This is a genomic window from Cupriavidus sp. L7L (assembly GCF_004353535.1).
In the GTDB taxonomy this organism is placed as follows: domain Bacteria; phylum Pseudomonadota; class Gammaproteobacteria; order Burkholderiales; family Burkholderiaceae; genus Cupriavidus; species Cupriavidus oxalaticus_A.
Map to the genome: position 1 here is coordinate 311,737 of NZ_SMNY01000022.1, position 15,497 is coordinate 327,233.

Sequence of the window (15,497 nt, forward strand, 5' to 3'; positions counted from 1 at the left end):
AAAGCCTCGCGGAGAACAAGCAAATGAGTCATTTCCTGGATCGACTGAAGTTCATGTCGCGCGTCAAGTCCACCTATGCGGACGGCCACGGCGCGGTGGTGAACGAAGACCGCAAGTGGGAAGACGGCTACCGCAGCCGCTGGCAGCACGACAAGATCGTGCGCTCCACCCACGGCGTGAACTGCACCGGCTCCTGCTCCTGGAAGGTCTACGTCAAGAACGGCCTGATCACCTGGGAAACGCAGCAGACCGACTATCCGCGCACGCGCCCCGACCTGCCCAACCACGAGCCCCGCGGCTGTCCGCGCGGCGCGTCGTACAGCTGGTACGTCTACTCCGCGCAGCGCGTCAAGTACCCGATGATCCGCGGCCGCCTGATGGAGATGTGGCGCGAGGCCCGCAAGACCATGGACCCGGTCGCCGCCTGGGAATCGATCAGCCAGGACCCGAAGAAGGCGGCGCGCTACAAGAGCGTGCGCGGCCAGGGCGGCTTCGTGCGCGCCGACTGGAACACCGCCACGGAGATGATCGTCGCGGCCAACGCCTTCACCGTGAAGAAGTTCGGCCCGGACCGAGTGATCGGCTTCTCGCCGATCCCGGCCATGTCGATGGTCTCGTACGCCGCCGGCGCGCGGTACCTGAGCCTGCTCGGCGGCGCCTGCCTGTCGTTCTACGACTGGTACTGCGACCTGCCGCCGGCCAGCCCGCAGATCTGGGGCGAACAGACCGACGTGCCCGAATCGGCGGACTGGTACAACTCGACCTACCTGATGGTGTGGGGCTCCAATGTGCCGCAGACGCGCACGCCCGACGCGCACTTCTATACCGAGGTCCGCTACAAGGGCACCAAGACCGTCGCCGTCTCGTCCGACTTCGGCGAGATGGTCAAGTTCGGCGATATCTGGCTGGCGCCGAAGCAGGGCACCGATGCCGCGCTGGCGATGGCCATGGGCCACGTGGTGCTGAAGGAGTTCCACGCCAACGGCAAGTCCGCCTACTTCCGCGACTACATCAGGCAGTACACCGACATGCCGATGCTGGTGCTGCTGCGCGAAAACCAGGACAACGCAGGCACGCTGGTGCCCGACCACTTCCTGCGCGCCTCGCACCTGGCCGACAACCTCGGCGAAGCCAATCATCCCGAGTGGAAGACGCTGCAGATCGACGACACCACCGGCGAGATCGTCGCGCCCAACGGCTCGATCGGCTTCCGCTGGGGCGAGGCCGCCCACAACGGCGGCGAGAAGGTAGGCCGCTGGAACCTGGAAATGAAGGACGGGGGCAGCGGCCGCCCGGTCGAGCCGCGCCTGTCGCTTATCAGCCAGCACGATGAGGTAGTGGAAGTCGGCTTCCCCTACTTCGGCGGCGAACACGACGAACTGCTGCGCCGCCGCGTGCCGGCGCGCCGCATCACGCTGGCCGACGGCAGCACCGCGCTGGTGGCGACCGTGTACGACCTGCAGATGGCCAACTACGGTGTCGACCAGGGCCTGGGCGGCCCCAACGTGGCATCGTCGTATGAAGACGACGTGCCCTACACCCCGGCCTGGCAGGAAAAGCACACCTCCGTGCCGGCCCGCCTGGTGACCCAGGTGGCGCGCGAGTTCGCCGACAACGCCGACCGCACGCAGGGCAAGAGCATGGTGATCGTCGGTGCCGCGCTGAACCACTGGTACCACAACGACATGATCTACCGCGGCATCGTCAACCTGCTGATGATGTGCGGCTGCATCGGCAAGAGCGGCGGCGGCTGGGCCCACTACGTGGGGCAGGAGAAGCTGCGCCCGCAGTTCGGCTGGGCCCCGCTGGCGTTCGGCCTGGACTGGTCGCGCCCGCCGCGCCAGATGAACGGCACCTCGTTCTTCTACAACCACACCAGCCAGTGGCGCCACGAGAAGCTGGCCGTCGACGAGATCCTGTCGCCGACCGCCGACCGCAAGCGCTATGACGGCCTGTCGCTGCTGGACCTGAACGCCAGGTCCGAGCGCATGGGCTGGCTGCCGTCGGCGCCGCAGCTCGGCAGCAATCCGCTCGACGTGGTCGACGCCGCCGAGCAAGCCGGCAAGGATCCGGTGGCCTACACCGTCGAGCAACTGAAGTCTGGCGCGCTGCAGTTCGCCTGCGACGATCCCGACAATCCCGCCAACTTCCCGCGCAACATGTTCGTGTGGCGCTCCAATATCCTGGGCAGTTCGGGCAAGGGCCATGAGTATTTCCTGAAGTACCTGCTCGGCACGCAGAACGCCGTGTTCGGGGATGAAAACGATGCGATCACGCCGAGCGAAGTCAACGTGCGCCCGGCCGCCGAAGGCAAGCTCGACCTGCTGACCGTGCTGGACTTCCGCATGAGCACCACCTGCCTGTACGGTGACATCGTGCTGCCGACGGCAACCTGGTACGAGAAGGACGACCTCAACACGTCCGACATGCACCCCTTCATCCACCCGCTGTCCGAGGCCGTGCAGCCGCTGTGGGAAAGCAAGACCGACTGGGAAATCTACAAGGCCATCGCCAAGAAGTTCAGCGAGATCGCCGGCCCGTACCTGGGCACCCGCAAGGACTTGGTGTGCACGCCGCTGCTGCACGACACCCCGGGCGAACTGGGGCAGCCGTTCGAGCCGAAGGACTGGAAGGCCGGCGAGTGCGACCTGATCCCGGGCAAGACCGCGCCGTCGATGACGGTGGTCGAGCGCAACTACGCGGACATCTACAAGAAATTCACCTCGATCGGCCCGCTGCTCGACAAGCTCGGCAATGGCGGCAAGGGCATCAACTGGAACACCCAGCATGAGGTGAAGGAAATCGGCGAGCTGAGCCATACGGTGACGGAACCCGGCGTGAGCCAGGGCCGCCCGAAGCTCGAAACGGCGATCGACGCCGCCGAGATGATCCTGACCTTCGCGCCCGAAACCAACGGCCACGTCGCCGTCAAGGCGTGGGAAGCGCTGTCGAAGATCACCGGCCGCGATCACACCCACCTGGCCGAAGGGCGCGAGCACGACAAGATCCGCTTCCGCGACGTGCAGGCGCAGCCGCGCAAGATCATTTCCGCGCCGACGTGGTCAGGGCTGGAATCGGAAGAGGTCAGCTACAACGCCGGCTACACCAACGTGCACGAACTGATCCCCTGGCGCACACTCACCGGCCGCCAGCAGTTCTACCAGGACCACCGGTGGATGCTGGACTTCGGCGAAGGCGCCTGCGTGTACAAGCCGGCCATCGACACCAAGACCGTGGCGCCGATGCTGGGCAAGAAGCCCAACGGCAACCCGGAGCTGGTGCTGAACTGGATCACGCCGCACCAGAAGTGGGGGATCCACTCCACGTATTCGGACAACCTGCGCATGCTGACGCTGTCGCGGGGCGGCCCGCACGTGTGGATCTCGGAAGCCGAGGCCAAGGCCAACGGCATCCGCGACAACGACTGGGTCGAGGTGTTCAACGTCAACGGCACGCTGACCGCGCGCGTGGTGGTGTCGCAGCGCGTGCCCAAGGGCATGTGCCTGATGTACCACGCCCAGGAAAAGATCGTGAACGTGCCTGGCGCCGAGACCAGCGGCATGCGCGGCGGCATCCATAACTCGGTCACGCGCGCCGTGACCAAGCCCACGCACATGATCGGCGGCTACGCGCAGCTGGCCTACGGCTTCAACTACTACGGCACCGTGGGCAGCAACCGCGATGAGTTCGTGATCCTGCGCAAGATGAAGAAGGTCGACTGGCTCGAAGGGCCGCTCGTGGAAAAGACAGAGAAGGAAGGAGCAACGCAATGAAGATCCGCGCCCAGGTGGCCATGGTGCTGAACCTCGACAAGTGCATCGGCTGCCATACCTGCTCCGTAACCTGCAAGAACGTCTGGACCAGCCGCGACGGCGTCGAGTACGCGTGGTTCAACAACGTCGAGACCAAGCCCGGCATCGGCTATCCCAAGGAATGGGAGAACCAGGACAAGTGGCAGGGCGGCTGGAAGCGCAATGCCGACGGCACGCTGGAGCCGCGCCAGGGCGGCAAGCTGAAGATCCTGGCGAACCTGTTCGCCAATCCCAACCTGCCGCAGATCGACGAATACTACGAGCCCTTCACCTACGACTACGAGCACCTGCAGAAGGCGCCGCTGTCGCAGACCCCGCCCACCGCGCGCCCGGTCTCGGTGCTGACCGGGCGCAAGATGGAAAAGATCGAGTGGGGTCCGAACTGGGAAGACGACCTCGGCGGCGAGTTCAGCTCGCGCGGCCGCGACAAGCTCTTCGACGACGTGCAGAAGGAGATGTACTCGACCTTCGAGAACACCTTCATGATGTACCTGCCGCGCCTGTGCGAGCACTGCCTGAACCCGGCCTGCGTGGCCTCTTGCCCGTCGGGCTCGATCTACAAGCGCGAGGATGATGGCATCGTACTGGTCGACCAGGACAAGTGCCGCGGCTGGCGCATGTGCATCTCGGGCTGCCCGTACAAGAAGATCTACTTCAACTGGCAGAGCGGCAAGGCCGAGAAATGCCTGTTCTGCTATCCGCGCATCGAGGCTGGCCAGCCCACGGTCTGCTCCGAGACCTGCGTCGGCCGCATCCGCTACCTCGGCGTGATGCTGTACGACGCCGACCGCATCGAGCACGCCGCGTCGGTGGCCGATGAACGCGACCTGTACCAGTCGCAGCTCGACGTGTTCCTCGATCCGCACGACCCGGCGGTGCAGGCCGAGGCGCTGCGCCAGGGCATCCCGCAAAGCTGGCTCGATGCCGCGCGCAAGTCGCCGGTGTACAAGATGGCGTGCGAATGGAAGGTCGCCTTCCCGCTGCACCCCGAGTACCGCACGCTGCCGATGGTCTGGTACATCCCGCCGCTGTCGCCGATCCAGTCGGCGGCCGAAGCGGGCCACATGGGCATGAACGGCATCATCCCCGACGTCAAGAGCCTGCGCATCCCGGTCAAGTACCTGGCCAACCTGCTGACCGCCGGCGACGTGATGCCGGTGCTGTCGGCGCTGGACCGCATGCTGGCAATGCGCGCCTACAAGCGCTCGCAGGTGGTGGACGGCGTGCAGGACCTGGACGTGCTCAGGCAAGTGGGGCTGACACCAGCGCAGGTCGAGGACATGTACAAGACCATGGCGATCGCCAACTACGAGGACCGCTTCGTGATCCCGTCCTCGCACAAGGAAATGGTCGAGGACAGCTTCAACGACAAGGCCAGCTGCGGCTTCACCTTCGGCAACGGCTGCTCGGGCGGCACCTCGGATGGCGCGCTGTTCGGCAAGAAGCCGCAGGGCAGCGTGCATTTCGTCGATATGCCCAGGTCGCGCAAGAAGGCCGTGATGAGCTGAGCGCCCGCGAACGAACCGGAGAACAACATGCCCCTCTATCCCATCCTCAGCGCGCTGCTCGGCTATCCCGAGCAGGAACTGATCGACGCGCTGCCCGAGATCGACACCGCCCTGGCCGAATGGCCGCAGGCCCGCCACCTGCTGGCGCCGGTGACCGACATGCTGCGCGGCGAAGCGCTGATCACGCTGCAGGAGAACTATGTCGCCACCTTCGACCGCAACCCGTCGCACTCGCTGCACCTGTTCGAGCATGTGCACGGCGAAAGCCGCGACCGCGGCCAGGCCATGGTCGACCTGATCGACGAATACCGGCGCGACGGCTTCGAGCCGGCCGCGTCGGAGTTGCCGGACTACGTGCCGCTGTTCCTGGAGTTCCTCGGGGCGCTGAGCGCCGACGGCAAGGAGGCACGCGCCGAGCACCTGCTGGGCGAGGCGATCCACGTGCTGGCCGCGATTGGCGACCGGCTCGCGCGCAACCAGAGCCCGTATGCCGGCGTGTTCGCTGTGCTGCGCACGCTGACCGACGTGCAGCCGCAACCGCAGCAGGAGCCGCCGGTGCGGGACATGGACGAGGCGCTGGAGACCTTCGGTCCGGGCGCCGATGGCGCGGAGCCACTGCTGGCGCCACAGACTGGGCCGCAGGCGGTGAAATTCTATCCGCGTGGCACGGCGCCGGTTCCCGCGCATTGCTGACCACACCTGGCAAGGCAACCCGAACACAGACATTGGGCTAATACCATGGCAACGCTTCACCAATTCCTCTACGGCATCTACCCCTACATCGCTGCCGCCATCTTCCTGTTCGGCAGCCTGGCCCGCTTCGAGCGCGAGCAGTACACCTGGAAGACCGACAGCTCGCAGGTGCTCTACCGCGGCAACCTGCGCATGGGCAACATCCTGTTCCACGTCGGCATCCTGGGCCTGTTCGTCGGCCACCTGGTGGGCCTGCTGACGCCGGTGGCGGTATGGGACGCGCTGGGCGTCTCGCACGGTTTCAAGCAAGGCGTGGCCATGGCGGCCGGCGGCGTGATGGGCACCATGTGCCTGGCCGGGCTGCTGATCCTGCTGCACCGCCGCCTGACCAACGCGCGCGTGTCCGCCGTGACCCGCACCGGGGACAAGGTGCTGCTGCTGTGGCTGCTGGTGACGCTGCTGCTGGGCCTGTCCACCATCTTCGAATCGGCCGGCCACATGGACGGCCACATGATGGTGCAGCTGATGACCTGGGCCCAGCACCTCGTCACGCTGCGCGGCGACGCCGCCAGCTATATCGCCGACGCGCCGCTGCTGTTCAAGGCGCACCTGTTCATGGGCATCACGCTGTTCGCGATCTTCCCGTTCACGCGGCTGGTGCATGTGTGGAGCGGCTTTGCCTCGGTCGGCTACGTCGGCCGCGCCTGGCAGCTGGTACGCGGACGCTGAACCAACGGAGAACCGACATGCCTGTCACCGTCAACGGCGTGGAACTGCGCGACGCCGATATCGAACGCGAGCTGGACCACCATCATGACGCGGCCAATCCCGCGAAGATGGCGACGATCGCGGCCATCCTGCGCCTGCTGGTGCGCGAAGAGGCCGGACGCATCGGCCTGAGCGTGCCCGGCCAGGACGACGACGCGCTCGCCATGGCGCTGCTGGAGCGCGAGGCCGGCATCCCCGAGCCTGACGAAGCCAGCTGCCGCCGCCACTACGACAGCCGTCCGGAGCGCTTCCGCGACGGCGAATGGGTCGAGGCCGACCACATCCTGTTCCAGGTGACGCCGCGCGTGCCGCTGGATGCGCTGCGCGAGATCGCGGCGCAGACGCTGGCGCTGGTGCGCGGCGATCCGTCGAGCTTCGCGCAGCATGCCCGCGCGCTGTCGAACTGCCCGAGCGGCAACAACGGCGGCCGCCTGGGCCGCGTGTTCCGCGGCGAAACCGCGCCGGAGTTCGAGCGCGCGCTCTTTGCCGCGCAGCATGACGGCGTCTTGCCGCAACTGGTCGAGACCCGCTTCGGGCTGCATATCGTGCGCATCCTGGAGCGCTGCCCCGGCACCCGCCTGCCCTTCGATGCCGTGCGCGGCGACATCGCCTGTGCGCTGGCCACGGCGGCGCGCGACCGCGCCTGGAAGCAGTACGCCAGCCTGCTGATCGGCCGCGCCCGCATCGAAGGCATCGAACTGGAAGGCGCCGACAGCCCGCTGCTGCAGTAGCGCCGCCATCCTGACCAACGGAAACCGCCATGCATCAGATCGAACATCTACTGAAGGGCTTCGAGCGGTTCCAGCAACGCTATTTCGACGATGCGCCGAGCCTGTTCGACGCGCTGCGCACCGGGCAGCAGCCGCCCACGCTGCTGATCGGCTGCTGCGACTCGCGCGTGGACCCGGCCCTGCTGCTCGGTTGCGACCCCGGCGATCTCTTCACCGTGCGCAATATCGGCAACCTGGTGCCGCCCTGCACCGGGCGTCATGAAGGCAGCCTGCACGGCGTGTCCGCCGCGATCCAGTTTGCCGTCGAGCAGCTGCAGGTCGACCGCATCATCGTGATGGGCCATGGCGGCTGCGGCGGCATCCGCGCGCTGCTGGCGCAGCCGGCCGACGCCGGCGACCATCCGCCCGAAGAAGGCGACGAAGCCGACTACCTCGGCGCCTGGGTGCGCATCGCCGCACCGGCGCGCCGGCAGGTGGAGCAAACGCTCGCCGACGCCAGCCCGGCGCAGCGCCAGCGCGCCTGCGAACAGGCGGCGATCCTGGTCTCGCTGCGCAACCTGCAGACCTTCCCGTTCGTGCGGCGCGCGCTGGAAGCCGGAAGGCTGACGCTGCACGGCTGGTACTTCGACTTGCAGGCCGGTGCCCTGCTGGCCTATTCGCAACGCGCCGATGCCTTCCTGCCGCTGGTATGCCCTTTGCCCATTACCGCCGCACAAACCGAATCCGTCACGACATGAATCCCTTTATCTTTGGCATCACCGGCACCTCGGGCAGCGGCAAGACCACGCTGATTACCGCATTGCTGCCGTGGTTTCGCACGCAAGGCCTGACCGTCAACGTGATCAAGCACAGCCACCATCCGCTGGAGCTCGAGCCTCCCGGCAAGGACAGCGCGCGCTTTCGCACGGCCGGTGCCACGGAAGTGATGGTGGCCTCGCCCTATCGCTACGCCATCGTGCGAGAGCTGGCCAATGAAGCCGAGCCGACGCTTGCCGAACAGGTGGCGCGGCTGCGGCCGGCGGACATCACGCTGGTCGAAGGCTTCCGCCGGGAAGATATTCCGCGCATCGAGGTGTATCGCCCGGCGCATGGGCGTGCGCCCTACTATCCCTGCGATCCGTCGATCGTCGCGGTGGCGACCGATGCGCGGCTCGACACATTGCTGCCGTGCCTGCCGCTGGACGATACCGGGCAGGTCGGCCGGTTCATCCTCGCCATGCGCGGCCGGAACCATCTGGATCCGCTCGACTCCGGCGCTTTCCCCACAGCGATGGACATGGTCGCCGCCTGACGGCAGCCTCCGGCGGACCCGACAGCCCCGGCGGCATGTGCGGAATGCTGCGTCTGTGCGTCGCCGGAATGCCCGCGCCAGTGCCCGCGCCGCCACCCGCCTCGACAATTTCCGCACGCCGCCTATCTTAAGGGTGTCAGTACTGGCGCCGCCGGTGCTGCCGACTGCCCGTCCGCGGCAGGCGGCAGTCGCCGTTTGCCCGGACGCAGGCATCAAGCGAATGAACGAGGACTCACCCCCGCGGCAGAACTATGAGGATGCCTTGCTCGGCATCGTGGGGGAGATGTCTACCGCCATGCGGCCGCAGGCCGAAGCCGGTGCAGCCGCCGCCCCCTCGTTGGACAGCGCGCTCGAAGCCGAACTGGGCTTCGACAGCCTGACGCGCGCCGAACTCCTGACCCGCATCGAACAGCGCTTCGGCGTCAGCCTGCCGGAACAGGTGCTGGCCCAGGCCGACACCCCGCGCGCGCTGCTGCGCGCCGTGCTCGCTGCCAGGGACCTGCCGCCCGGCGCTGAAGATGCACCCGCACGGCTGGCCAGCCCGGCACCGGCAGATGCTGCGGCACAAGCGCCGGAAGGCGCCGCCACCATGACGGACGTGCTGCGCTGGCACCTGCACCGCCACCCGGACCGTACCCACATCATCCTGCACAGCGGCGAGGGCGAGGATACGCCGATCACTTTTGCGCAACTGCACCGGCGCGCCTGTGCAGTCGCAGCCGGCCTGGCCGCGCGCGGCGTGCGCGCCGGTACGACCGTGGCACTGATGCTGCCAACCAGCGCGGAGTACTTCTACTGCTTTACCGGCATCCTGATGGCAGGCGGGATCCCGGTGCCGCTCTACCCGCCGGCGCGGCTGGCGCAGATCGGTGACCACCTGCAGCGCCACGCCGGCATCCTGGCCAACGCGCAGGCGCCGATCCTGATCACGGTGGCCGAAGCGCGGCCGCTCGCCACCCTGCTCAAGGCCAGCACCGGCACGCTGCAAAGCGTGCTGACGCCACAAGAAGTTGAGGACACCGACGCGGCGCCGGTCCATGCGATGCTGCGCGCGCACGATATCGCGCTGCTGCAATACACCTCCGGCAGCACCGGTTCGCCCAAGGGCGTGGTGCTGACGCACACCAACCTGCTGGCCAACCTGCGCGCCATGGGCTTGGCGCTGTCGGTCGACTCGCGCGACGTCTTTGTCAGCTGGCTGCCGCTGTATCACGACATGGGCCTGATCGGCGCCTGGATGGGCAGCCTGTACTTCGCCTTCCCGCTGGTGGTGATGTCGCCGCTCACGTTCCTGGCACGGCCCGAGCGCTGGCTGTGGGCGATCCACAAGTACCGGGGCACGCTGTCTGGCGGGCCCAACTTTGCGTATGAACTGTGCCTGCACAGGCTGGCCCAGGCGGACCTGTCGGGCCTGGACCTGTCGAGCTGGCGTTTCGCCTTCAACGGTGCCGAGCCGGTGAGCCTGCAGACCATGCGCAAGTTCACGGCGCGCTTCGCCCGGCATGGACTGCGCGCGCAAGCGGCAGCGCCGGTCTACGGGCTGGCCGAAGCATCGGTGGGCCTGACCTTCCCGCCGCCGGGACGCGATCTGACGGCCGACCTCATCGACCGCGCCGCATTCGCACGCACGTCGCGGGCCGTTCCCGCCGGAGCGGACGGGCCAGACGTGGCAGGCGAACGGGACGCCATGGAGATCCCGTCGTGCGGGCGGCCGCTGCCCGGCCACGATATCCGCATCGTCGACGCCAGCGGCTGCGAACTGCCCGAGCGGCGTGAGGGCCTGCTGCAGTTCCGCGGGCCTTCGGCCACCAGCGGCTATTTCCGCAACCCCGCACAGACGCGCCAGCTCTTCGATCGCGGCTGGCTCAACACCGGCGACTACGCCTATATCGCCGACGGCGAGCTCTTCATCACCGGACGCGCCAAGGAAACCATCGTCCGCGGCGGCCGCAATCTCTATCCCTACGAAGTGGAGCAGGCCATCGGGGCCATCCCCGGCATCCGCAAGGGCTGCGTCGCGGTGTTCGGCAGCCCCGATCCGGCCAGCGGCACCGAGCACATCGTGGTGATGGCGGAATCTGCGGCAACGGACGAAGCAGCGCGCAGCGCGCTGCAACGGCAGGCGCTGAAGACCGCGCTCGATGTGCTCGGCATGCCGCCGGACCATGTCGTGCTGGTGCCACCGCACACCATCCTGAAGACGTCGAGCGGCAAGATCCGCCGCGCCGCTTGCCGGGAGCGATTCGAGCATGGCGGCACCGGCCCGGGCGACGCCGCGCCATGGCTGCAGATCGCGCGCTTCGGCTGGCAGGCGCTGCTGCCGCAGTTGCGGCGCGGCCGGCATGCCGCCGCCGGGCTGTCCTATTCGCTGTACGCGTGGCTGCTGTTCGCCGCGATGGCGCCAGTGACGTGCCTGGCTTCGGTGGCGATGCACCGGCCTGCCATGGGCTGGACGCTCAGCCACCACGCCGCCCGGCTGCTGCTGCGGCTGGCCGGGGTGCCATGGTTCGTGCAGGGGCTGGAGCACCTGCCGCGCAATCGCGCCTGCGTGCTGGTATCGAACCATGCCAGCTACCTGGACGGCATGGTGCTGATCGCCGCACTGCCCATGCCCGTGTGCGTGGTGGCCAAGCGCGAGCTGCAAGGACAACGCATCCCGGGCGCCTACCTGTCCAGCATCGGGGCCGACTTCATCGACCGTTTCGACAACGTGCGCGAATCCGAGGCGATCGAGCGACTGGTCACAACCGTGCGCGCCGGGCGCTCTGCCCTGCTGTTCCCGGAAGGCACCTTCGGCCGCGAGCCGGGGCTGCAACGTTTTCGCTCGGGCGCCTTTGTCGCCGCCGCCCGTGCCGGCGCCCCGGTGGTTCCGATTGCGCTGCGGGGCACCCGCTCGGTGCTGCGCGACGGCCAGTGGCTGCCGCGCCGGGGCCCGATCAGTGTCGTCATCGGCCGGCCCCTGCCGCCCGAGGGGCAGGACTGGCCGGCGGCAATGCGGCTGCGCAACGCGGCCCGCGCCGAGATCCTGCACTACTGCGGCGAACCCGATGCACTGCGTATCAAGGCGCAGCCTGCGCGGCCCCACCTCGCGCGGCAGCTGCCATGATCCCTGCTGGCCGGACCGGGCGCGAGCCGCCGACCGTCACATCGACCGTCTCACCGGCCGTCTCACCCGCCGTTTCACCCGCCGTTTCACCCGCCGTTTCACCATAAGGCAATGGAAACCTTTGCCACCGCCCCGATGTGGGCCGGATTTTTTGTCCTGGTGCTGGGCACGCTGCTCGTGGACATCTTTGTCCTTGGCGGCCGGCATGCGCACCGCGTCTCCTCGCGCGAAGCGCTGGGCTGGACCCTGACCTGGATGACCCTGGCCGCGCTGTTCGGCCTCGGGCTCTGGTGGGTGGTGGCCGAGGACGCCGGCCACGACGCCGCCAATCGCAAGGTGCTGGAGTTCTACACCGGCTACCTGATCGAGCTGTCGCTGTCGGTCGACAACATGTTCGTGTTCGCGATGATCTTCAGCTACTTCGCGGTGCCGCCGGAACTGCAGCGCCGGGTGCTGCTGCTTGGCGTGCTCGGCGCGATCCTGATGCGCGCCGCGATGATCCTGGTGGGCGTATGGCTGATCAGCCAGTTCGCCTGGATTCTCTACGTGTTCGGCGTGTTCCTCATCATCACCGGCATCAAGATGCTGTTCATGTCCAGGCATGCGCCCGACCTCTCGCGCAATCCCATCGTGCGCTTCCTGTGCGCGCATATGCGGATCACCCCGCAGTATCACGGCGAACGCTTCTTCGTGCGCATCGACGGCCTGCGCTATGCCACCCCGATGTTCGTGGTGGTGCTGATGGTGGAGGCCACCGACCTGGTGTTCGCCGTCGACAGCATCCCGGCGATCTTCGCCGTGACCACCGATCCCTTCATCGTCTTCACGTCGAACATCTTCGCGATCATGGGGCTGCGCGCGCTGTATTTCCTGCTCGCCAACCTGGCGGCGCATTTCCAGTACCTGAAGTACGGCCTTGCCGTCGTGCTCGCCTTCATCGGCGCCAAGATGCTGGTCGAGCCGTGGTTCCACGTACCGGTGCACTGGTCCCTGGGCGCGGTCGCGATGACGCTGTTCGTCTCCGTCCTGCTCAGCCAGGCCAGGACCAGGCGAGCCGCCGCGGCGGGCGATGAGCCGGGCCGCGGCGGCGCACCGCGCGAACGCGAGGCCGGTAACCGGCGCACATGAGGAGCAAGCCATGAACAAGATCCTGCTGGCGACCGACGGGTCGTCCTATAGCGACGCGGCTGCGCGCTACCTGGCGCAAAGCCCGTTGCTGACCCGCGACTTCGTCGTGCACGTGGTGCATTGCGAGCCGGATGTGCCCGGCGACATCAAATCTTTCATCGATCGCCGCACGCTCGACGACTGGCATCGCGAACAGAACGAGAAGGCGATGGGCTCGGTGGCCACCATTCTCGGCGAAGCCGGGATCCCGTTCGAGCGCCATGGCTTCACTGGCTTCGCGCCGACCCGCATCGTGGAGTATGCGAGCCAGATCGGTGCGAGCCTGATCGTGATGGGCTCGCATGGCCGGGGCGGATTCCTGGATGCCATCGTGGGGTCGGTGGCAAGGCGGGTCCTTGCCCATGCGCACTGTCCTGTGCTGCTGATCAAGGATTAGCAGCGCGTCGTTCCCACTAGGCACGGCCCCATAGCCATAAGGGCGGCGAGCGCTTCCACGCGATGGCGCCGCCGCTGGGAGCGCGCGCGCCTGCCGCGCACGCAACCGCGTCTTCTCCACAGGCAAAAAACCGCTGCATGACATCCTGCCCCGTTTGATGCCAGTCAATCCCCTTCTCGCAGTGTGTCCGCATCATCACTGCAAGCGCCTGGTGCCAGTTCGCGCCCCACAAGCACCGCGACAACAGCTTTCCACAACCCGCTGAACCACGGCACCATGAAAGCAAGAAAATGGCTTTACCCCGCATTCGCGGCACTGCCGCTCTCGCTCTGGCTGGGTCTTCCCCAGGCAGCCACCAACACCGCCAAGGCCGCACCGAAGGCTGAAGCAAAGGCTGACAGGAAGGCGGCTATCCCCACCCTCACCGCCGCCGAGTTCGATCATGCCAGGCAGATCTACTTCGAGCGCTGCGCCGGCTGCCACGGCGTGCTGCGCAAGGGCGCGACCGGCAAGCCGCTGACGCCCGACATCACCCGCGCGCGCGGCTCCGAATACCTGAAGACCTTCATCAAGTACGGCAGCCCGGCCGGCATGCCGAACTGGGGCACTTCCGGCGATCTCTCCGACCAGGAAGTCGACCTGATGGCCCGCTACATCCAGCTCGATCCGCCGACGCCGCCGGAGTTTTCACTGGCCGACATCGAGAAGAGCCGCAAGGACATCCTGCCGGTCGCGCAACGGCCGACGAAGAAGATGAACCAGTACAACCTGGACAACCTCTTCTCGGTCACGCTGCGCGACGCCGGCGAAGTCGCGCTGATCGACGGCGACAGCAAGCAGATCATCAACATCGTCAAGACCGGCTATGCGGTGCACATCTCGCGCATGTCAGCGTCGGGCCGCTACCTGTACGTGATCGGGCGCGATGCGCGGCTGGACCTGATCGACCTGTGGCTGCCCAAGCCCGACATCGTCGCCGAGGTCAAGATCGGCATGGAGGCGCGTTCGGTCGAGACCTCCAAGTACAAGGGCTATGAAGACAAGTACGCGGTGGCGGGCTCCTACTGGCCGCCGCAGTACGTGATCATGGAAGGCGATACGCTCAAGCCGCTGAAGGTGGTGTCCACGCGCGGCATGACCGTCGACAACGAATACCACCCGGAGCCGCGCGTTGCCTCGATCGTCGCCAGCCATTACCACCCCGAGTTCGTGATCAATGCCAAGGAGACCGGCAAGATCCTGATGGTCAACTACTCGGACCTGTCCAACCTGAAGACCACCACCATCGATTCGGCCAAGTTCCTGCATGACGGTGGCTTCGACTCCACCGGGCGCTACTTCCTGGTCGCGGCCAACGCATCCGACAAGATCGCCGTGGTCGACACCAAGGAAGACAAGCTCGCCGCACTGATCGAGGTGGGCAAGACCCCGCACCCGGGACGCGGCGCCAATTTCTCGCATCCGAAGTTCGGCCCGGTCTGGGCCACCAGCCACCTGGGCGACGAGACCATCAGCCTGATCGGCACCGATCCCGCCGGCCATCCGGCACAGGCCTGGAAGGTCGTGCAGACGCTCAAGGGCCAGGGCGGCGGCTCGCTGTTCATCAAGACGCATCCCAAGTCCTCGAACCTCTGGGTCGATACGCCGCTGAATCCCGATGCCAAGCTGAACCAGTCCGTGGCGGTGTTCGATACGCGCAACCTGGAAGACGGCTTCAAGGTGCTGCCGATCGCCGATTGGGCCGGCCTGAAGGGTGCGGGCGCCAAGCGCGTGGTGCAGGCCGAGTACAACAAGGCCGGCGACGAGGTCTGGTTCTCGGTCTGGGGCACCAAGGACGGCGAGTCCGCGCTGGTGGTGGTCGATGACAAGACCCGCACGCTCAAGACGGTGATCAAGGACAAGCGCCTGGTCACGCCAACCGGCAAGTTCAACGCCTACAACACACAACACGACGTCTACTAATACCCGCGGCACCGCACCGCTCTCTCGGTGCGGTGCCCGGTTCCATTCCCCCAACGGAGAAA

The 15,497-nt window shown here is 67.0% G+C and carries 11 protein-coding genes; all 11 read left to right on the forward strand.

Annotated features, from left to right (window positions below):
• Nucleotides 1-23 precede the first annotated feature (23 nt).
• The 11 genes from E1J61_RS20920 to E1J61_RS20970 all read left to right on the forward strand — a co-directional run bounded on the left by E1J61_RS20920 (nt 24) and on the right by E1J61_RS20970 (nt 15,435).
• Nucleotides 24-3,773: a nitrate reductase subunit alpha gene (locus E1J61_RS20920; protein ID WP_133095911.1), complete on the forward strand. Its 3,750-nt coding sequence runs from the start codon at nt 24-26 to the stop codon at nt 3,771-3,773.
• Nucleotides 3,770-5,320, forward strand: a complete 1,551-nt coding sequence (gene narH / locus E1J61_RS20925; protein ID WP_133095912.1) for a nitrate reductase subunit beta — start codon at nt 3,770-3,772, stop codon at nt 5,318-5,320. Before E1J61_RS20920 ends, narH begins: the two co-directional genes overlap by 4 nt.
• Before the next feature lie 27 nt (nt 5,321-5,347).
• Nucleotides 5,348-6,013, forward strand: coding sequence for a nitrate reductase molybdenum cofactor assembly chaperone (gene narJ, locus E1J61_RS20930; protein ID WP_133095913.1), 666 nt, complete (start codon nt 5,348-5,350; stop codon nt 6,011-6,013).
• A gap of 45 nt (nt 6,014-6,058) precedes the next feature.
• A complete protein-coding gene (gene narI, locus E1J61_RS20935; RefSeq protein WP_133095914.1) occupies nt 6,059-6,742 on the forward strand; it encodes a respiratory nitrate reductase subunit gamma in 684 nt (227 codons plus the stop codon).
• Nucleotides 6,743-6,759: 17 nt separating this feature from the next.
• On the forward strand, nt 6,760-7,512 hold the full coding sequence (locus E1J61_RS20940; RefSeq protein ID WP_133095915.1) for a peptidylprolyl isomerase: 753 nt from the start codon (nt 6,760-6,762) through the stop codon (nt 7,510-7,512).
• A 29-nt stretch (nt 7,513-7,541) separates the two neighbouring features.
• Complete coding sequence (locus E1J61_RS20945) at nt 7,542-8,249, forward strand: carbonic anhydrase (protein ID WP_133095916.1); 708 nt, start codon at nt 7,542-7,544, stop codon at nt 8,247-8,249.
• A complete protein-coding gene (gene mobB, locus E1J61_RS20950; RefSeq protein WP_133095917.1) occupies nt 8,246-8,803 on the forward strand; it encodes a molybdopterin-guanine dinucleotide biosynthesis protein B in 558 nt (185 codons plus the stop codon). Before E1J61_RS20945 ends, mobB begins: the two co-directional genes overlap by 4 nt.
• 220 nt (nt 8,804-9,023) lie before the next feature.
• Nucleotides 9,024-11,909: an AMP-binding protein gene (locus E1J61_RS20955; protein ID WP_133095918.1), complete on the forward strand. Its 2,886-nt coding sequence runs from the start codon at nt 9,024-9,026 to the stop codon at nt 11,907-11,909.
• 111 nt (nt 11,910-12,020) lie between these two features.
• The gene (locus E1J61_RS20960) at nt 12,021-13,037 is read left to right on the forward strand and encodes a TerC family protein (protein WP_133095919.1); all 1,017 of its coding nucleotides are present in this window, start codon (nt 12,021-12,023) and stop codon (nt 13,035-13,037) included.
• A gap of 10 nt (nt 13,038-13,047) precedes the next feature.
• Complete coding sequence (locus E1J61_RS20965) at nt 13,048-13,473, forward strand: universal stress protein (RefSeq protein WP_133095920.1); 426 nt, start codon at nt 13,048-13,050, stop codon at nt 13,471-13,473.
• Between the two features lie 276 nt (nt 13,474-13,749).
• Entirely contained in the window at nt 13,750-15,435 is a 1,686-nt protein-coding gene (locus E1J61_RS20970) for a nitrite reductase (RefSeq protein WP_133095921.1), read from the forward strand.
• The last annotated feature ends 62 nt before the right edge of the window (nt 15,436-15,497 follow it).